The organism is Pantoea sp. R13S299 (genome assembly GCF_048515925.1).
In the GTDB taxonomy this organism is placed as follows: domain Bacteria; phylum Pseudomonadota; class Gammaproteobacteria; order Enterobacterales; family Enterobacteriaceae; genus Pantoea.
On sequence record NZ_JBLYEF010000007.1, the window covers coordinates 29,396 to 48,311 of the forward strand.

21 protein-coding genes are annotated in these 18,916 nt (G+C 54.2%); 8 read left to right on the forward strand and 13 right to left on the reverse strand.

Annotation, left to right across the window (positions count from 1 at the left end; genetic code table 11):
• Positions 1–39: 39 nt before the first annotated feature.
• Positions 40–1,791 carry an NAD-dependent DNA ligase LigB gene (gene ligB, locus ACN1CO_RS21750; RefSeq protein ID WP_419140644.1) on the forward strand — a complete coding sequence of 584 codons (1,752 nt, stop codon included), beginning with the start codon at positions 40–42 and terminating at the stop codon, positions 1,789–1,791.
• Here the strand turns inward: ligB and ACN1CO_RS21755 are convergent.
• The 6 genes from ACN1CO_RS21755 to ACN1CO_RS21780 all read right to left on the reverse strand — a co-directional run bounded on the left by ACN1CO_RS21755 (position 1,729) and on the right by ACN1CO_RS21780 (position 8,169).
• Complete coding sequence (locus tag ACN1CO_RS21755; RefSeq protein WP_283546723.1) at positions 1,729–2,346, reverse strand: trimeric intracellular cation channel family protein; 618 nt, start codon at positions 2,344–2,346, stop codon at positions 1,729–1,731. The two genes, ligB and ACN1CO_RS21755, sit on opposite strands and share 63 nt — an antisense overlap.
• Positions 2,347–2,641: 295 nt before the next feature.
• On the reverse strand, positions 2,642–3,286 hold the full coding sequence (locus ACN1CO_RS21760; protein ID WP_283546724.1) for an oligosaccharide flippase family protein: 645 nt from the start codon (positions 3,284–3,286) through the stop codon (positions 2,642–2,644).
• Positions 3,287–4,067: 781 nt separating this feature from the next.
• Positions 4,068–4,463 carry a polyketide cyclase gene (locus ACN1CO_RS21765; RefSeq protein ID WP_136196385.1) on the reverse strand — a complete coding sequence of 132 codons (396 nt, stop codon included), beginning with the start codon at positions 4,461–4,463 and terminating at the stop codon, positions 4,068–4,070.
• 136 nt (positions 4,464–4,599) lie between these two features.
• On the reverse strand, positions 4,600–5,742 hold the full coding sequence (locus tag ACN1CO_RS21770) for an alanine racemase (protein WP_419140645.1): 1,143 nt from the start codon (positions 5,740–5,742) through the stop codon (positions 4,600–4,602).
• Positions 5,743–5,958: 216 nt separating this feature from the next.
• A complete protein-coding gene (gene lpxP / locus ACN1CO_RS21775) occupies positions 5,959–6,882 on the reverse strand; it encodes a kdo(2)-lipid IV(A) palmitoleoyltransferase (RefSeq protein WP_419140646.1) in 924 nt (307 codons plus the stop codon).
• 423 nt (positions 6,883–7,305) lie between these two features.
• Complete coding sequence (locus ACN1CO_RS21780) at positions 7,306–8,169, reverse strand: YicC/YloC family endoribonuclease (protein ID WP_010258384.1); 864 nt, start codon at positions 8,167–8,169, stop codon at positions 7,306–7,308.
• Between the two features lie 155 nt (positions 8,170–8,324).
• On the opposite strand from ACN1CO_RS21780, the gene ACN1CO_RS21785 reads away from it, so the two are divergent.
• Entirely contained in the window at positions 8,325–8,750 is a 426-nt protein-coding gene (locus ACN1CO_RS21785) for a DUF3574 domain-containing protein (RefSeq protein ID WP_419140647.1), read from the forward strand.
• A 38-nt stretch (positions 8,751–8,788) separates the two neighbouring features.
• Here ACN1CO_RS21785 and ACN1CO_RS21790 read toward each other — a convergent pair whose 3' ends face one another.
• A complete protein-coding gene (locus ACN1CO_RS21790) occupies positions 8,789–9,973 on the reverse strand; it encodes a NupC/NupG family nucleoside CNT transporter (protein ID WP_419140648.1) in 1,185 nt (394 codons plus the stop codon).
• Between the two features lie 150 nt (positions 9,974–10,123).
• Between ACN1CO_RS21790 and rph the strand changes: the two genes are divergently transcribed.
• Together rph and pyrE are read left to right on the forward strand one after the other, a co-directional pair.
• Positions 10,124–10,840, forward strand: coding sequence for a ribonuclease PH (gene rph / locus ACN1CO_RS21795; RefSeq protein WP_010258378.1), 717 nt, complete (start codon positions 10,124–10,126; stop codon positions 10,838–10,840).
• Positions 10,841–10,889: 49 nt separating this feature from the next.
• Positions 10,890–11,531 carry an orotate phosphoribosyltransferase gene (gene pyrE, locus ACN1CO_RS21800; RefSeq protein WP_419140649.1) on the forward strand — a complete coding sequence of 214 codons (642 nt, stop codon included), beginning with the start codon at positions 10,890–10,892 and terminating at the stop codon, positions 11,529–11,531.
• Between the two features lie 35 nt (positions 11,532–11,566).
• Here the strand turns inward: pyrE and slmA are convergent, their stop codons facing one another.
• The 3 genes from slmA to coaBC form a co-directional block, all read right to left on the reverse strand.
• Positions 11,567–12,163: a nucleoid occlusion factor SlmA gene (gene slmA, locus ACN1CO_RS21805; protein WP_064703036.1), complete on the reverse strand. Its 597-nt coding sequence runs from the start codon at positions 12,161–12,163 to the stop codon at positions 11,567–11,569.
• 118 nt (positions 12,164–12,281) lie between these two features.
• Positions 12,282–12,740 (reverse strand): dUTP diphosphatase, encoded by a 459-nt coding sequence (gene dut / locus ACN1CO_RS21810; RefSeq protein WP_419140650.1) that lies wholly within the window; start codon positions 12,738–12,740, stop codon positions 12,282–12,284.
• Positions 12,718–13,938 (reverse strand): bifunctional phosphopantothenoylcysteine decarboxylase/phosphopantothenate--cysteine ligase CoaBC, encoded by a 1,221-nt coding sequence (gene coaBC, locus ACN1CO_RS21815; RefSeq protein ID WP_419140651.1) that lies wholly within the window; start codon positions 13,936–13,938, stop codon positions 12,718–12,720. Before coaBC ends, dut begins: the two co-directional genes overlap by 23 nt.
• Positions 13,939–14,118: 180 nt before the next feature.
• On the opposite strand from coaBC, the gene radC reads away from it, so the two are divergent.
• From radC to mutM, 4 genes are all read left to right on the forward strand, one after another.
• Complete coding sequence (radC, locus tag ACN1CO_RS21820) at positions 14,119–14,775, forward strand: RadC family protein (RefSeq protein WP_419140652.1); 657 nt, start codon at positions 14,119–14,121, stop codon at positions 14,773–14,775.
• Positions 14,776–15,016: 241 nt separating this feature from the next.
• The gene (gene rpmB, locus ACN1CO_RS21825) at positions 15,017–15,253 is read left to right on the forward strand and encodes a 50S ribosomal protein L28 (RefSeq protein WP_006121249.1); all 237 of its coding nucleotides are present in this window, start codon (positions 15,017–15,019) and stop codon (positions 15,251–15,253) included.
• Between the two features lie 19 nt (positions 15,254–15,272).
• Positions 15,273–15,440: a 50S ribosomal protein L33 gene (gene rpmG / locus ACN1CO_RS21830; protein WP_003024094.1), complete on the forward strand. Its 168-nt coding sequence runs from the start codon at positions 15,273–15,275 to the stop codon at positions 15,438–15,440.
• 69 nt (positions 15,441–15,509) lie between these two features.
• On the forward strand, positions 15,510–16,319 hold the full coding sequence (gene mutM / locus ACN1CO_RS21835) for a bifunctional DNA-formamidopyrimidine glycosylase/DNA-(apurinic or apyrimidinic site) lyase (protein ID WP_419140653.1): 810 nt from the start codon (positions 15,510–15,512) through the stop codon (positions 16,317–16,319).
• Here the strand turns inward: mutM and coaD are convergent.
• Genes coaD through waaA form a run of 3 tightly spaced genes read right to left on the reverse strand, consistent with a single transcriptional unit; the run spans position 16,316 to position 18,842 of the window.
• On the reverse strand, positions 16,316–16,795 hold the full coding sequence (gene coaD, locus ACN1CO_RS21840; RefSeq protein WP_419140654.1) for a pantetheine-phosphate adenylyltransferase: 480 nt from the start codon (positions 16,793–16,795) through the stop codon (positions 16,316–16,318). The two genes, mutM and coaD, sit on opposite strands and share 4 nt — an antisense overlap.
• Entirely contained in the window at positions 16,792–17,568 is a 777-nt protein-coding gene (locus ACN1CO_RS21845; RefSeq protein WP_419140655.1) for a glycosyltransferase family 2 protein, read from the reverse strand. Before ACN1CO_RS21845 ends, coaD begins: the two co-directional genes overlap by 4 nt.
• Positions 17,568–18,842 carry a lipid IV(A) 3-deoxy-D-manno-octulosonic acid transferase gene (waaA, locus tag ACN1CO_RS21850; RefSeq protein ID WP_419140656.1) on the reverse strand — a complete coding sequence of 425 codons (1,275 nt, stop codon included), beginning with the start codon at positions 18,840–18,842 and terminating at the stop codon, positions 17,568–17,570. Before waaA ends, ACN1CO_RS21845 begins: the two co-directional genes overlap by 1 nt.
• Positions 18,843–18,916 lie beyond the last annotated feature (74 nt).

Consider the following 18,916-nt stretch of genomic DNA (forward strand, 5'->3'; position numbering starts at 1 on the left):
CATTGATGTTGAATGCCGCAAAACAACAGAGGAAAGAGTATGAAAGGATTCGGCTGGTCGCTTTTTGCGGCTTTTCTGTGGTTCGCCCTATGGCCTGCACAAAGCGCCGTTTGTCCGGTCTGGACACCGACCCGGGCGACGGAAGAGATGCGCCGTTTGCAGCAGCAATTGCAACACTGGGATGACGCTTACTATCGCCAGGGGCAAAATTCGGTGGCTGACGCGGATTATGATGCGCTGCAGCAGCGACTAATTGATTGGCAGCACTGCTTTAGCGCTTCTCAGCCCACTTATTCCCCGCAGCTGCCGGGCAAGGGTGAGCACCTGCACCCGGTGGCCCATACTGGCGTAAAAAAGATGCGTGACAAACTGGCACTGGCTTACTGGATGCAGGGGCGACGCGATCTCTGGGTGCAGCCAAAAGTCGATGGCATCGCCGTTTCACTGGTGTATCGCCACGGCAGGCTGGTCTCGCTGTTAAGTCGTGGCGATGGATTGCGCGGTGAAGAGTGGCTGGCTAAAGCCGCCTGGATCCCGGCGATTCCGCTGAATATCGAGACCCGTCTCGACGAGGTTGTGCTGCAGGGTGAGCTATTCCTGACGATGACCGGTCATCAACAGGCCGTGGATGGCGGTAAAAATGCGCGCTCGCAGGTTGCCGGAGCCATGATGAGTAAGCAGCGGGTTCCCCTGCTGGATTCGCTCGATGTTTTCATCTGGGCCTGGCCAGATGGCCCCGCAACAATGACGGAACGCCTTGAGCAACTCAGCCGCTGGGGACTGGGTGTTGCGGCAAAATGGAGCCACAGCGTTAAAGATGAAGAGGAAATCGCAGACTGGCGGGAGCGCTGGTTTCATGCTGCGCTGCCCTTTGTCACGGATGGTGTGGTGGTTCATCAGAGCCTGCGACCTGCGGGCAAAAACTGGCTGCCGGGTGAGGGAACCTGGGCCGTCGCCTGGAAATATCAGCCTCCTGAAGTCAGCGCTGAAGTGCTCTCCGTTGATTTTCCTGTTGGCCGAACCGGGAAAATAGCGGCAGTACTTAACCTGCAGCCGGTGCAGTTGGATGATAAGACGGTCAGGCGGGTCAATGTCGGATCGCTGCGCCGCTGGCAGGAGAGCAATATCGTGGCGGGCGATGTGATCACGCTGAGTCTGGCGGGTCAGGGGATTCCCCGGCTGGAGCGGGTGATCTGGCGCGTGGCAGAGCGGCACTATCCTCAGCCTCCGGACGCGTCGCATTACACGCCGCTGAGCTGCTACACCTTCAGCGCTGTGTGCCAGAAGCAGCTACTCGCAAAATTACGCTGGCTCAGCCAGAAAACGGTGCTGAATATTCCGGGCGTAGAGCGCGGTACCTGGCTGCGCTTACTGGAAAGCGGCAGTGTGACGCATCTGTTCGGCTGGCTGACGTTAACACCAGAACAGATCGCCGCCGCAACGGGCCTCTCTCTGGAACGTGCAGGTCAGCTCTGGCACCGTTTTAATCTCACCCGTCAGCAGCCGTTTCGTCGCTGGGTGGATGCCCTGGGGGTTTCATTGCCGCGAAAGGCCCTGAAGTCACTACCCGATCAGCAGTGGGAAAGCTTAACGCAGCGGGATGTAATGGGCTGGCAAGCTTTACCGGGCGTCGGCGCGGCGCTGGCAAAGCGGCTGGTTGCGCAGTTTCATGATGACCGCGTGCAGACGCTAATCGCGTTCCTGCAACAGCAGGGTATTCCTGCCTCCTCAATGTTCGGGATGGGGATAGTTGAAAATCGGCAAACCGAGGCGGAAGCGCAGCGCCAGTAAACGGGCAAAGAATCCGAACAACAGAGTAATGATAATCACCGCCTCATGCGCCAGCGTAGTTTTCAGCAGCAGGATATACATCCAGCCAGAGGCGAAAGCGATCCCGGCGTAGAGTTCCTTCTGAAACACCAGTGGAATGCGATTACAGAACATATCACGCAGTACGCCACCAAAGACGCCGGTAATCACCGCACTTATCGCGGCAATAATCATGGCATGTCCGGAATCGAGCGCAACCTGCGCACCAATAATAGAGAAGACCACCAGTCCCAGCGCATCCAGCACCAGGAACACTTTGCGCAGGTGCGTCATCAGGGGCGCCAGGAAAGTGGTAATGACCGCCGCTGCGGCCACAATCATGATGTACTCGGGATTTTTTACCCAGCCCAGCGGATAGTGACCCAGCAGGATGTCGCGCACGGAGCCGCCACCAATGGCGGTCACTGACGCGATAATAATGACACCGAACAGATCCATTTTGCGGCGGCCCGCCGCCAGCGCACCTGTCATCGCTTCAGCAGTAATACCAATAATATAGAGAACGGTCAGTAACATAGCAGACTCCAGTAAGGCGACGGCATTGATCAGGAGACGGCGACTGAGATTTTCTGGCGATCGGCGTCCGGGATTAGCGCAGTTTATACCAGCCAGCCCCGGCGTCAGCATAGAAAGACTTTTCTGGAGAAGACCTGCCGCAGACAGCTGAGGGGAAAGAATGTACAGCGGATAAAGAAGGGAATTGATTAGGGAAGTAAAACAACAGATTTAATAAAAAGAAAAGGCGTGCTGATTAACAGCACGCCAACGCATCGTTTCGGATGCTCAGAGCCCACCATACAGACTTATTTTATTATTTGTTTCTTGCACGAACTTTAGCAAATGCATTCAGGCTAAAATGGTATTCTGGCTGGAACCATGAACGACCATAGTAGCAGTAAATCAGCATGCGAATGGATGCCATCGCAAGGTAACCCCAAATTGCACATAATACTGAAGGGGTCAGCCAGACGGTAAATAAGGTGACGGCGAGTCCGGCTAATACCGAGGAGGTCTCAGCAAAAGCGATTCGGGTATATTGTTTTTCGCGCTGTAATATCGCACGGTAATGCTGGCCCTGTGGGATAATAATAAACACCACTGAGACCATCTGTAGCATTAATGCCAGTTGAGGTTGATCAAACAGGCTGTTCAGCAGGTGACTGGCCGTAAATAACAGACCAAACACTGCGACACCCATCAACATATTACCCCAGTAGATTGTTGAGAGGTCGTTGATAGAGAGCATGCAGCGGCGGATCAGCGTATTGGAGAAGCCGCGATCGGCCAGAGTATCGATAGCCAGTAAAGCAATCACGGCAATCGCCAGCAGGTTCAGTTCATTCGCCTGCAGAATCTGCGCCAGCAATGAGAGCTGCAGTACGCCGATGCCAATAATTTTGATTGAAGAGAGCAGAGACCATTTTGCGCTATTAAGACTGCTTTCACGTATTGCCATAATATACTCGTTAGAGTCCATCGACTCTGTGAGAATTAAAGTGTTGTGTAACGGCAAGAAGAGGTTGCTGTGACACCGTTAGTAAGTGCAATTTTTCCGGCCGAAGTCCTGAAAACCCTTTCAGGCTTGCCCTGTTATTATGGATTCAATCAAATGATGCCCGGATAAAAATAGATATCCCTGGTAAAGTCACTGTTTCGTGTCATGGCGGAATTCCCTGCAGCTAATAAGAATTCCGCCAGATCACGAATAAATCCTGTTGTAGTTTTATATTCTCCTGCCAGCATCCTTGCGGCAATCTCAACGCATTCTTTTTCTGATAACTAAGAAACCGTTGAGCGGTCCATGACCTTTTTACTGCTTTATCATTATGGGTATTGCTGTGTGTGGAATGATTTATACATTGTTTTATTTAATTTAACACCATAAGAAAAGTCTGATTACGCGACCGCAGAAATAAATGGTTTCACTCTATGCATGATAAATATTAAATCCCCAGCAGGGCAGTAATAAACAATTGTTGATGATTAATGTATGCGTCAGAGTGAAAGTGTCTACGCGCGAGACGGAGATGCCTGAAATCAGCGGAGATCGCCTGCCTGTCGGGAGATTTTGCCAGGAATTTTCCTGGCAGCAATGCTTAAGCAGGGGTGGTGGTAAATACGTAATGGGGGTGGGTAATCAGATAAGGGCTTTATGCTTTATCATTGGAAGTTTTTCTATTTTTTTTCATAAACGACCAGCGATAAGTACAGAGAAAAAAACGAGCTAAGTCATTGATTTATTGTGTCAGGAGCTGGTTGAGTTTCTCCAGATCGTTGCTAACCCATTCAATATCCTGCTTAAATCGTTCATCTGAAGTAAATGGCTGGCGATAAACCGTCACCATCACCTCAGCGCCCTGTTCGTTCGCAATCACGCGCATCGGAACATAGATCTCCTTTCCTGACCCACTATCAATCCAGTGATCCATTACGCCAAACGGATTATGTGGTGAGAACCGGATCTTCACATTGCCCTGGGGGCCTTTAGCACGCCAGCGGTTGCCATCGGGTTCTAATGCGCTTTGCGTCAGCCCGGAAGCCCACTTTGGGAAAAATTCCGGCTTCCAGATGGTTTCATAAAGATCTAACCACTGACGCGGAATCGTCAGGCTCAGAGTGCGCGAGGAGAGCATGTAACCTCCGATAGATAAGCTAAAAAGGCATTAAAGCATGGGGCCATGCTTGTTAAAACGTTGTTACAGCAGAAGTGTGGTGTTGACAGGGTTTCGTACAAACGGCAGACAGCGAATGAGGCTGTCTGCCGCTGATTCAGATGAAATTACCGCGTGCAGAAACCGCATGATCTTCGCTATGGCCACTGGCGTGACGCAGAACAAAGCCATCCGACTGCGCCATTACTGCGCAACTGTGATTCGGGAAGATACGCAGCAACGTGCCAACTTCCGGGCGGCGATCCTGATAAAGCAGAAAACCGTGCTCCTCAGATAACTTTGTCACTTCATACGTGTGGCCCGCTTCGTCAGCTGCAACACCGAAGCCGCTGGCATTAGTGCCATGTGGTCCTTTATCCGAACTCAGCATTTTCGAGCCAGCATCCACAATCGCGAAATGGTCGTTTACCGCCACCACGCGGGTAATGACGCTCATTGCCAGTTGATCAACGTGACTCAACCCAAGGCGGCAGGCAGTAAGATCCAGCAGTGCATAGTTGCCGGGTCGGATTTCATTAATGCATGGCGCAATCTCTGCTGCCAGAGCGGTAGGGGTCGAACCCACAGAGAGAGGGCAGTCAGTAAATCCCGCAGCCTGCAGTTTTGCCTGTACCCGCTGCATCAGTGCAGTTTCCTGCCGGGCGACATCAATAATGGCTGCGGCATTACCGGCACCATAAGCGTGACCGGCATGCGACACTAATCCGGCAAAGCGTAAACCTTTATCCTTTAGCGCCTGCGCAATCAGCACTGCTTCATCTGTATCCGGATTAACGCCAATCCGATGTAATCCGACATCCACTTTAATCGCCACCGCCAGTTCGCATTCCGGTTGCTGCTCACAGGCTTCAGCAATCGCCGCTACACCCTGCAGACTGTCCGCAATCAGGGTGAGTCTGACCTGATGCTGCACGGCGAGGCGCAGCAATTCAGCCACGCTTTGCGGTTGTACAACCGGATAGGCTAACAGCAGATCACGAACGCCACCCTGAATGAAACTGATGCCTTCGCTGGGTTTAGAGACGGTGACGCCCTGTGCGCCGGACGCGATCTGGCGCTGTGCAATCCAGACGCTTTTATGCGTTTTGATATGCGGACGCAGTGCAACACCAGCCGAATCGGCTTTGCACTGCATATGCTGCAGGTTCTGCTCCAGGCGCTCTGCATCCACTTCGATATAAGGCGTAAGGCGATCATCAATCAGCGGGCGCTGCCACTGCTGTGTATCGTTGATATCCATAAGATTATCCGGCATTGACGAGGTAAGAGAATTCATCATTCCTTAATTATCTCTCGGATGCCAGCCCGCTTGCCGCAGAACAGCAGAGTTAGCGATAAACAGTAAGAAAGACAACGGGCAAGAGGAAGCGAACATCACGCAAGAGGGGATCGGCAGATAAAAACAAAAAAGCAGGCGCTTGGCCTGCTTTATCTGTTAACTCATACGTCAAATCACTCAGACGTAGAGTGATTTTTCACCCGGTGGACGGGTTTTGAATCGGCGATGCAGCCAGAGATATTGCTCGGGCGCGCGCAGAATCTGATTTTCGATCACTTTGTTCATATAAGCTGCCGCCGCAGCTTCATCCGTATGAGGATAGTTTTCCAGCATCGGTTCGATAATCAAATGGTAGCCATCATTACCTGGATTACGGATCAGCATAATCGGCACCATCGCTGGCTTCGCCAGACGCGACAGAACAAAGGTTCCGTTGGTGGTGGCGGCTTTCTCGACTGCAAACAGCGGCGCAAAGGTGCTGCCTTTAGGGCCGTAATCCTGGTCAGGCGCAAACCACACCGATTCGCCCTGTTTCAGGGCATTAACCATACCGCGCAGATCACGGCGGTCGATCATCGCTTTGTTCGAGCGCATGCGACCTTTGGTCTGCACATACTCCATCGCCTGGTTATTGTGCGGACGATACATCGCCATCATCGGCTGGCAAAGTCCGCTGATGCGGCCGCCCAGCTCCAGTGACATGAAATGCACGCCAATCAGCATCACGCCACGCTTTTCGTTCTGCGCAGCATGCAGATTATCCAGCCCTGACACTTTAAACAGACGCCTGACTGCACGGTCAGACCAGAACCAGGCAATACCGGTTTCAGCCAGCGCCATACCCAGCGATGCAAAATTTCCGGCGATCATGTGTTCTGTTTTTTCTTCACTGATGCCAGGAAAGCAGAGTTCAATGTTACGACGGGTGATTCGTTCGCGGCGCTGCAGGAAATGACGGGAAATTTTGCCCGCACCAGCACCGAGACGCATAAGAACAGGGTAGGGAAGCTGGACCAGCAGCCAGAGCACGCCCAGGCCAAACCAGGTAAACCAATAACGCGGATGTAGCAGCGCCCTGCTAAATTTTCCGGTGTTTTTCATTAACAACCTTCATGGGATAGATGGATGTATCGCACAAAGAGCACTTCCCTGAGTCTTAAGGCGGTACAGCTGTACTGATTTCGACCAACATTTTATCAAAAAGTGCCTTCAATGAAAGGGAAACTCCGGAATCCACAGGTTTGACCTGTTTCATGGTGCCAGCGCTCATGAGGCCAAAAAAGCATTAACGGCATAAAAATTATCTTATATTCAATAGATTAAGCACAGGATGTCTGAAGTGCTGAGCGTGAAAAACGGGTGTTCAGAACGGCTCTGGAAATGATTATTTATCTATCTTTACGTGATAACGAGACCAGATACGCGAGTCAGACACCATTTTCACTGATGAATGGTAAAACCCAGTACCCGAAAATGAACAAAGCGCCATCACTGACGCTTTATCACTCACCTGCCGGGCAGATGTTATTCGATATTCTGAATCTGCTCGCGCATCTGTTCAATCAGCACTTTCAGTTCGATCGCTGAAGTGGTGATTTCTGCGTTGATCGACTTCGATGCCAGCGTGTTCGACTCACGATTGAACTCCTGCATCATGAAATCGAGACGACGGCCAACCGCTTCTTTCTTTTTCAGGATGTTATAGGTCTCTTTGACGTGCGCATCCAGACGATCCAGCTCTTCAGAAACGTCGACACGCTGCGCCATCATCACCAGTTCCTGCTCAAGGCGATTGTTTTCCAGCTGGACTTCAGCATCTTCCAGTTTGGCGACCAGACGCTCACGCTGCCATTTGATCACTTCAGGCATCTGCGCGCGCACTTTACTGACTTCCTGCGAAACGCCTTCCAGACGCTGCTCAATCATCGCTTTCAGTGCGGTGCCTTCGCTTTCACGTGCCGCAATAAAATCATCCAGTGCACCATCCAGTGCCTGTAATAACTGCGTGTTGATGGCATCCAGATCCTGCTCCTGCGCAGACATCACACCCGGCCAGCGCAGAATATCCAGCGGATTAATCGCACCTTCATCGCTCTGCATTTTCACCCAGTTGGCAGCCTGCACCAGCTGTTTCGCCAGCGTTTCGTTGAGCATCAGCTCGCCCTGCGCGCTGGGATCGGCATCATAACGCAGGTTGCACTCAATTTTACCGCGCGTCAGACGCTGGCGAATGCGCTCGCGGATAACCGGCTCCAGCCCACGAAACTGCTCCGGCAGACGGATGTAAGTTTCCAGATAACGCTGGTTAACGGAACGCAGCTCCCAGGCGGCGCTGCCCCATTCGCCTTTGGCTTCGCTGCGGGCATAAGCGGTCATACTGCGGATCATAAGCGGTACTCATTTGCGGAAAGATGGGTGAAGTATAGCGAGGCGAGCCACGGCATAACAGGCATAAGCGTCTCACAGGAAAATAACGAACCATTTCCGCTTTTAACGACAGACACTTATGATGACCACTGACCCCTTGTGAGGATGACTGATCTATGTCTCGCGTTATTGCCCTTCCTGTTGTGATGGCTCTGCTGCTGGCGGGTTGCCAGCCGCGCCACGCGCCGCCGACTAAACCGCAACCTATCTGTGCGGGTGGCGATATGATGATGCAGACCACGTTGTGGTTTGGAATGAGCAAACCAGATGGCGGCAGGGTGAGTTCACTCGACTGGATGAACTTCGTGGATAATGAGGTCACGCCACGCTTTAAAGCGGGACTGTCGGTCTATGACGCCAGAGGTCAGTGGATGGGTGAGAACGGCAAGCTGGCACGTGAGAACAGTAAAGCGTTGATGCTGATCCACGGTATCGATCCCGCCACTAATCAGGATATTGAGGCGTTGCGTAATCTCTACAAGAAACGGTTCGATCAGGAGTCGGTGATGCGCGTAGATGCGCCGGTCTGTGTCGGATTCTAGGGCGAAAGCGGGCAGCAGAGCTGCCGCCCGTTAAATTATCAGATAAACAAGCCGGCAAAGGCCGCAGAGAGCAGGCTGACCAGCGTGGAGCCATAGACCAGCTTCCAGCCAAACCGGGAAACCACATTCCCCTGTTTCTCGTTCAGGCCTTTAATGGCACCTGCTACAATGCCGATCGAGGCAAAGTTAGCAAAGGAGACCAGGAACACCGACAGAATACCCAGCCCGCGCGCACTCATGCCCGCCGCGACTTTCTGCAGCTCAATCATCGCCACAAATTCATTCGCCACCAGCTTGGTCGCCATGATGCTGGCCGCCTGCAGGGCATCGGCTTTGGGAATGCCAATCAGCCAGGCCAGAGGATAGAACAGGTAGCCGAGCAGCTGCTGGAAGCTGTAGCCAAAGACCGCCGCAAACATCGCATTCACGGCAGCAATCAGGGCAATAAAGCCAATCAGCATCGCCAGAATGATCATCGCAACTTTGAAACCAGCCAGGATGTACTCACCCAGCATCTCAAAGAAGCTCTGCTCTTCATGCAGTTTCTCCAGCGCGATAGGCTGTTCATCCTGGCTTTTCATCGGGTTGATGATCGACAGGATAATAAAGGTGCTGAACATGTTAAGCAGCAGTGCCGCAACCACATACTTCGGTTCAATCATCGACATATAAGCACCGACAATCGATAGCGAAACGGTGGACATCGCGGTCGCCGCCATGGTGTAGAGACGACGCGGCGGGATATCACCCAGAATCCCTTTATAGGCGATGAAGTTTTCCGACTGACCGAGAATCAGTGTGCTGACGGCGTTAAACGACTCCAGCTTGCCCATGCCATTAATCTTCGACAGCAGCGTCCCAAAAATACGGATCAGCAGCGGCAGGATGCGCCAGTGCTGCAATATGCCGATTAGCGCGGAAATAAAGACAATCGGGCAGAGTACGCCAAGGAAGATAAATGCCAGCCCCTGTTTGCTCATGCCGCCAAACACGAACTCCGTGCCCTGTGCGGCAAAGCCCAGCAGCGTCTCAAAGAAACCGGCGAACGAGCCGACCAGCGCCAGACCTCCGGCAGAGTGAAGGAAGAACCAACCCAGCGCGGCTTCCACCACAATCAGTTGAACAATAAAGCGCAGACGAATCTGTTTGCGGTCATGACTGACCAGCAGCGCAAGGGCGAAAATCACCACCAGCGCCAGCAGGAAATGAAGAATGGCGGCCATATGTCTTTTTTATCAGAGAGAAAGGAAAGCGCATTTAGCCACAGCTGGCAGGGAATTTCATCTGATGCCTGCGCCGGACCGGTGTAAGAGACAGCGGGCAAGGAAGTCCGTATAATGCGCAGCCAATCATTAGCAAGCCGGAGAATACCCATGCGTCCAGCAGGCCGTAGCGCACAACAGGTGCGTCCAGTCACATTGACCCGCAATTACACCAAACACGCAGAGGGTTCCGTTCTGGTGGAATTCGGCGAAACGAAAGTGCTTTGCACTGCCTCCGTAGACGAAGGGGTTCCGCGTTTCCTTAAAGGTCAGGGCCAGGGTTGGGTCACCGCCGAATATGGCATGCTGCCGCGTTCAACTCACAGCCGTATGGCGCGTGAAGCCGCAAAAGGTAAGCAGGGTGGCCGTACGCTGGAGATTCAGCGTCTGATCGCCCGTTCACTGCGCGCCGCGGTTGATCTTAAAGCCCTGGGTGAATTTACCATCACGCTCGACTGTGACGTGATCCAGGCCGATGGCGGCACCCGTACCGCCTCAATCACCGGTGCCTGTGTGGCGCTGGCTGATGCGCTGAACAAGCTGGTCGCCAGCGGCAAGCTGAAAGCCAACCCGATGAAGGGCATGGTCGCAGCGATTTCAGTAGGCATCGTCAAGGGCGAAGCGCTGTGCGATCTGGAGTACGTTGAAGACTCAGCGGCAGAAACCGACATGAACGTCGTGATGCTGGAAGATGGCCGCATGATCGAGGTGCAGGGCACTGCCGAGGGCGAACCCTTCAGCCATGAAGAGTTGCTGACGCTACTGGCGCTGGCACGCGGCGGAATTGAGGAATTAATTCAGGCGCAGAAAGCAGCGCTGGAAAATTGATGTAACAGGCGACCTCAGAGTCGCCTTTTCTTTATTTGAGGAGTGAGAAATGAAAGCCTGGCAGCGTCAGTTTATTGAATTCGCCCTGAACAAGCAGGTGCTGAAGTTCGGTGAGTTCACTTTGAAGTCCGGACGTAAAAGCCCCTATTTCTTTAATGCCGGTCTGTTCAACAGCGGACGGGATTTAGCGCTGCTGGGACGCTTCTACGCGCAGGCGCTGGTGGATGGCGCTGTCGATTTCGATCTGCTGTTCGGCCCGGCTTATAAAGGCATTCCGATTGCCACCACTACCGCAGTAGCGCTGGCAGATCATCATGACCGCGATGTGCCTTACTGCTTCAACCGTAAAGAAGCTAAAGATCATGGTGAAGGTGGCCTGCTGGTGGGCAGCCTGCTGCAGGGCAAAGTGATGCTGGTGGACGATGTGATCACCGCCGGCACGGCGATTCGTGAGTCGATGGATATTATCGGCGCGCATAACGCTACCCTGGCAGGTGTGCTGGTTTCGCTTGATCGTCAGGAGCGTGGACGTGGAGAGATGTCGGCGATTCAGGAAGTGGAACGTGATTACGGCTGTAAAGTGACCGCGATTATCACACTGGCAGACCTGATTGCCTGGCTGGAAGAGAAACCAGAGATGGCCGATCATCTGGCCCAGGTCCGTGCTTATCAGAAAGCGTACGGAATTTAACAGAGGCGGGCGCAATGCCCGCCATCTTTGACTCTTTACGTCAGCTGGGCAGCTATCAGCGGCCAGCGAGCCTCAAAGTCGGCGGTAGGACTGAAACGAAACTCGGAACGGACATACCGTGACAGTAACCCTTCACAGAACGCCAGCAGCTGACTTGCCAGTAACGCTTCATCAGCCTGAAAGGCTTCGCCCTCACGCATTTTCCGTTCACGCATCACCTGGCGCAGTTGCACTTCAATCCGCTCAAACAGCTGATTGATACGTCCCTGCAGTCGGTCCTGCTCAAACATCAGAGCATGGCCGGTCAGAATGCGCGTCAGTCCCGGATTACGCTCACCAAATCCCAGAATCAATTGCACGATCAGACGCAGACGCGTCATGGTCTCTTTTTCATCCTTGAGGATCAGATTGATGCGGGTAATCAGACTGTCTTCGATAAACTCAATCAGGCTATCGAACATCCGTGTCTTGCTGGGGAAGTGACGATACAGCGCCGCTTCGGAAACGCCCACCGTGGCTGCCAGTTTGGCTGTGGTAATACGCTGACTGCCATCACCCGACTCCAGCATCTGCGCCAGCGCCTGCAAAATCTCTTCGCGACGATTCCGCTTCGCGACTTTTTTTTCTGCCATGACCTTAAAGACCCCTGAAATTCACCTAAAACAGGCAACACCTACGCATCTGCCACAGGAACGCGTCCTGCGGCGATGAGGAAAAATAACGGGCGTAAGTGAAAGTCGGTAATGCGGGTTACTGGCGACCGGAGTGGCCGAAGCCGCCTTCGCCGCGCTGGCTGGCGTCGAAATCTTCGACCAGGTTAAATTCCGCCTGCACCACCGGTACAAACACCAGTTGTGCCATGCGATCGCCGGGCTGCAGTGAGAAGCTTTCCTGACTGCGATTCCAGACCGATACCATCAGCTGTCCCTGATAGTCTGAGTCAATCAGACCCACCAGGTTGCCCAGCACGATGCCATGTTTGTGGCCAAGGCCTGAGCGCGGCAGGATCACAGCGGCCAGATCGGGGTCAGCGATATGAATCGCCAGGCCAGTCGGAACCAGCGTCGTGGTGCCTGGTGCAATGTCGAGAACATCATCAATGCAGGCGCGTAAATCTAACCCAGCGGAACCTGAAGTGGCGTAGGTCGGCAGTGGAAATTCTTTGCCGACACGCGCATCCAGGATTTTAACGTCTATTTTTTTCATCATAACGGCTGACAATCTCGTCTATTAATTGTTGGCCAAGGAGAGACTTATCGCTGAGCGGTAAGCGTTTTTCTCCATCCTGCCAAAAAAGGTGAAGAGCATTGGTGTCGCTATTAAACCCCTGTCCGGCTTTAGCGACGTCGTTAGCGCAGATCAGATCCAGATTCTTGCGCACCCGTTTTTGCCGGGCGTATTCTTCCACATTCTGTGTTTCAGCAGCAAATCCAACAACGAATGGCCGGTTTTTCTGAAGTGCAGCGACGCCGGCAACAATATCGGGATTCTTTACCAGGTTCAGCGTGACGTTATCATCGCCGCCCTGTTTCTTGATTTTATCGGCCGCAATATCGGCTGCCCGGTAGTCTGCCACGGCTGCGCTTGCAATGAAAATATGTTGTTTATCTATCTCACTCATCACAGCAGCCTGCATCTCCAGCGCGCTGGTAACATCAATGCGTCGCACTCCCGCAGGTGCAGCCAGGGTCACCGGGCCGCTGACCAGCGTCACCTGCGCGCCGCGCCTGACAGCCGCAGCCGCAATCGCAAAGCCCATTTTGCCGGAGCTGTGATTTGTGATGTAACGCACCGGATCCAGTGCCTCTCGGGTCGGACCGGCGGTAATCATAATGTTGAGATGTTGCAGATCGTTGACGGGCGCGGCCCATTGCACGGCATGGTCAACAATCGCCAGCGGGTCAAGCATCCGACCCGGCCCGACGTCGCCACAGGCCTGGCTGCCGCTGTCCGGTCCCCAAATCAGCACGCCACGATCGTGAAGCGCCTGCAGGTTTTGCTGGGTCACCGCTGCGCGATACATCTGCTGATTCATGGCGGGCACCACCGCGACGGGTGAAGCCGTCGCTAACACAGCGGTCGTCACCAGGTCGTTTGCCATACCGGCAGTGATACGGGCAATCAGGTCGGCAGTGGCCGGTGCCAGCACAATCAGGTCAGCCCATTTTGCCAGTTCAATATGACCCATCGCCGCTTCCGCCGCCGGATCAAGCAGATCGTCAAACACCGGATAGCCGGAGACGGCCTGCAGGCTGAGCGGCGTAATAAACGCTTTAGCGCCCTCTGTCATCATTACGCGCACATCAGCGCCGCGATCGCGCAGGCGGCGCACCAGCTCAGGTGCTTTATAAGCAGCGATACCGCCGCTCACGCCAAGAAGAATTTTTTTGCCGGCTAATCCCATCATGATGTTGGCCTCACTAAGCTCTCTGCCGCTCGCGGCGGCGAATGCACGGACTTTATCACAAAAGCGCGAATGCGCCTTTTCAGCGACTGCGTTTGCGAGCCGTCTCGTAGATTGCCGCTCCACTGATAGCCGCGCTCTCCAGGATGGGCCATGCTGAGGCTCATCTCAGGGAGAGCAAACATGAAAATTAAGGGACCACGGGAGAAACTTCAGAAGCTGGGTGCGCATTCCCTCAGCGACATCGAGCTGCTGGCCATTTTTCTCCGCACCGGATCGCCCGGGCATAACGTCCTTGAGCTGGCCGGGCAGATGCTGGAGGGTTTTGGCTCGCTTTATCAGCTCATGACGTCAGACAAAGCGGCATTCGCTAAAATCAAAGGCGTCGGCGATGCCAAGCTGGCGCAACTTCACGCCATTGCGGAACTGGCGAAGCGCTTTTTCGCCAGTAAGCTGGCCCGCGAAAGCGCAATGGAGAATCCGCAAATCACGCGCCAGTATCTGCAAAGTCTGTTAGCCCATCAGGAGCGTGAGATCTTTATGGCCCTGTTTCTGGATAACCAGCATCGGGTGCTGCGGGCACAAAATATGTTCTCGGGTTCCATTAACAGCGTGGAGGTTCACCCCCGCGAGATCGTCCGGGAAGCGCTGAAGCTCAACGCAGCCGCTCTGATACTGGCGCATAATCACCCATCGGGCATGGCCGAGCCGAGCCGGGCAGACCGTGAAGTGACCCATAAAGTGAGCGAAGCCTGTCAGCTGCTCGACATTCGCTTGCTCGATCATCTGGTGATTGGTCATGGCGAATATGTCTCCTTTGCCGAGCGGGGATGGCTCTGATACGGGGAAATTTCACGCCAGGTGGCGTCTTTTTGCCCGATCATTCGGGATCTTTATCTGTTCGGGACTTGAGCACTTGGGCTGAGCGGCGTATACTACGCCACCTTTGAGAATCTCGGGTTTGGCGGTTAGGCCAGTCTAGCGGGTTCCATGGAATTCGCCTGGCGGGCTGCAAGCCTGACGAGGCGGCCCAAACCTAATTTTTAAAGCTCGAGCTGATTTGATTTTTGGAGATATTGACATGTCACGAGTCTGCCAGGTAACTGGAAAGCGTCCGGTGACGGGTAACAACCGTTCCCACGCAATGAACGCGACGAAACGCCGTTTCCTTCCGAACCTGCACTCACACCGTTTTTGGGTTGAGAGCGAGAAGCGCTTCGTTACTCTGCGTGTATCTGTTAAAGGTATGCGTATTATTGATAAAAAGGGCATTGATACGGTGTTAGCCGATATGCGTGCCCGTGGTGAGAAGTACTAAGGTACTAAGGAACTGAATCATGGCTAAAGGTATTCGTGAGAAGATCAAGCTGGTTTCCTCTGCTGGTACAGGTCACTTCTATACCACCACGAAGAACAAACGTACTAAACCAGAGAAGCTGGAACTGAAAAAGTTCGATCCGGTCGTACGTCAGCATGTGCTCTACAAAGAAGCTAAAATTAAGTAATTTTAGTGTTCTGCTAAAAACCCGGCTCCGGCCGGGTTTTTTGTTTGTGTAAAACGCTGAGGAGAGGGTATGCCAGAGTTGCCAGAGGTTGAAACCAGCCGCCGCGGTATCGAACCGCATTTGGTTGGTGAAACCATTCTTCACGCCGTGGTGCGTAATTCACGTCTGCGCTGGCCTGTTTCGCAGGAGATCCTGGCGCTGAGCGATCAGCCGGTTCTCAGCGTGCAACGCCGGGCGAAATATCTGCTGCTGGAGCTACCGCATGGCTGGATCATTATCCATCTTGGCATGTCGGGCAGCCTGCGCGTGCTGTCAGAAGAGCTGCCAGCAGCGAAGCATGATCATGTTGATTTAGTGATGAGCAACGGCAAAGTGCTGCGCTACACCGACCCGCGCCGATTTGGTGCCTGGCTCTGGAGCAGCGATCTGGCGGGCAGCAGCGTGCTGGCTCATCTTGGGCCGGAGCCGCTCAGTGAGGCGTTTGACGGGGCTTACCTGCTCGATAAGTCACGCGGCAAGCGGACGCTCATCAAGCAGTGGCTGATGGATAACAAAGTGGTGGTGGGCGTGGGCAATATTTACGCCAGCGAGTCACTTTTTACCGCCGGGATCCTTCCCGATCGTGCTGCCGGCAGTTTGTCGCAGGCTGAAGCGGAGCTGCTGGTCAACACCATTAAAGCGGTGCTGTTACGCTCGATTGAGCAGGGCGGGACGACATTGCGTGACTTCCTGCAGACCGACGGTAAGCCGGGCTATTTTGCACAGCAGTTGCAGGTTTATGGCCGGGCAGGTGAACCCTGCCGGGCATGCGGTACGCCGATAGTTAGCGGCAGGCATGGGCAGCGCAGCACCTACTGGTGCCCGAACTGCCAGCATTAAGCCAGTTTAGCCAGCAGTGCCTGATGCACCGGCGCGGGCAGGAAGGCGCTGACATCGCCGCCGTGACGCGCCACCTCTTTGACCAGTGAAGAAGAGATAAACGAAAAGCCTTCAGAGGGCATCAGGAAGACACTCTCCAGCGTCGGTAGCAGATGACGATTCATCTGCGCCAGCTGCATTTCATATTCAAAATCTGACACTGCACGCAAGCCACGGACCAGCACATTCGCCTGCTGATCACGGGCGAAATTCGCCATCAGATCGCTGAAGCCGACGACCTCAACGTTGGGCAGATGGGCTATGACTTCACCGGCCAGCGCCACACGCTCATCCAGGCTGAACATCGGTTTTTTACTGGGGCTGGCGGCAACGGCCAGAATGACCTTATCAAACATCTGTGCTGCCCGCGTCACAATGTCGAGATGGCCAAGCGTCACAGGATCAAACGTACCGGGATAAATGGCTTTCGTGGTCATACTCGCCCTTTTGCCGAAGCATGATTCAGCGCCCAGAGGGCTGAATATTTATTGAAGGTATATTGCGCGTTGACCACCGCCAGAATCCAGCCCTGCCTGCCGTCGAGAAAACCGGCACGTAGCAGCAGCGTTTTCACAAACGCGCCCAGCGTATGGCTGAACACAGAAAACAGGCTGCAACGCTTACCGCGCTGATGGCGTTCCGTAGCCCAGGCTTCAGCGTAGGCCAGTTGCTTACGCTGAAAGGCGACTAAATCGCGGCAGGTCAGATGTTCCAGATCGCCAGGCAACGCCACCACTGGCGCGCCGTCACTCTGCAGTGACTCATGCACCAGATGGTCATTGTAGCGGAAGGTGCGGGGATAGAGGCGCATCACGCGGTCGGGATACCAGCCACTGTGGCGCATAAAGCGGCCGAGAAACAGGTTACTACGGCCCAGACTATAAACCGTGCGGCTGGGTGGGGCGATCAGCACCTGCTCAATCGCGGCACGCAGTTCGGGTGAAACGCGCTCATCCGCATCGATCATCAGAATCATGTCGCCGGTGGCATAGTCCTGCGCGCGCTGGCGCTGAATGCCATAACCCTGCCAGTCATCATTGCGGTAGACCTGCGCCCCGGCCTGCGTGGCGATTTCGACACTGTCGTCACTGCTGCCAGAATCCAGCATGATAATTTCATCGGCCCAGCTGACCGAGGCCAGGCAATCAGGCAGGAGTTCCGCTTCATTTTTGGCGATCATCACCACGGAAAGACGTTGGCGTACTGACATTAGTGGGTCCGGGGTGGCAGATGCGGTTCGAGTAACTGTAGCAGACGCTGTAGCGCACCCTGGTTCTGGTGCAGCACGTCCACCGCATGGCGTCCGTAATAACGGCGGTAATCATCATCCTGCAACAGGTTAGTGACCTCTTTTTCCAGCGAAATCACGTCGGTGACGGTGATCAGCCCCTGACCTTCCTGCAACTTGCTGCAGATATCTTTGAAGTTCCAGATATGAGGTCCCATCAGAACCGGAAGAGCATGGGCGGCCGGTTCGAGCGGGTTATGTCCACCCCGTTCAACCAGGCTGCCGCCAACAAACGCCAGATCGGCAATGCCGTAAAGCAGCATCAGTTCACCCATCGAATCACCGATGACCACCTGTGTTGAGCCAGAAGGGATCTCACCGCTGCTGCGCAGGATAAAACTGAAACCACGTGCCTGCGTCAGTTCACGGGCATCGTTGAAGCGCTCGGGATGGCGGGGCACCAGAATCAGCAGCAGATCCGGGAAGGTCTGCAGCAGGCGGCGATGGGCATCCAGCACAATGGCCTCTTCGCCTTCATGCGTACTGGTAGCGATCCACACCGGACGACGCGGCGCCCACTGGCGACGCAGCGTCACCGCTCTGGCGGCCAGTTCTGGCGTCACGGAAATATCAAATTTCAGGCTGCCGGTTATCGTCAGTTGTGAACGTTTCAGGCCCAGGCTCAGGAAGCGGTCGCCATCTTCTGCGTTCTGCGCCGCGATCAGGGTGATGCTCTGCAGCAGCTGGCGCATGAATTTACCCAGCTTGCGGTAGCCTTTAGCGGAGCGGGCAGAAAGGCGGGCATTGGCGATCACCAGCGGAATCTTACGCTGGTGCAGAATGCGGATAATGTTCGGCCACAGCTCGGTTTCCATGATGATCACCAGCCGTGGGTTGACCGTATCCAGAAAACGATTAATCGAACCCGGCAGGTCATAAGGCAGATAGACATGATGCACATCTTTGCCAAAAGCAGACTGCGCGCGTTCAGAGCCGGTCGGCGTCATGGTTGTAACGGTAATCGGCAGGGTCGGGTAACGATGACGCAGCGCGCGCACCAGCGGAATCGCGGCCAGGGTTTCACCCACAGAGACCGAGTGCAGCACAATGCCGTCGGGCTTCACTTTACCGACACAATAGCCATAACGTTCTGCCCAGCGTTTGCGATAGGCAGGCGCTTTACGACCGCGCAGCCACAGGCGCAGCCAAATCAGTGGCTGAATTAAGTAGAGCAATGCGGTGTAAATGGTCGTCATAGTTACCGTTACAGCAGGTTCGCGTCTAAAAACAGATTAAAATCAGATGACGGCATGTTATCAGAAACCCCGCA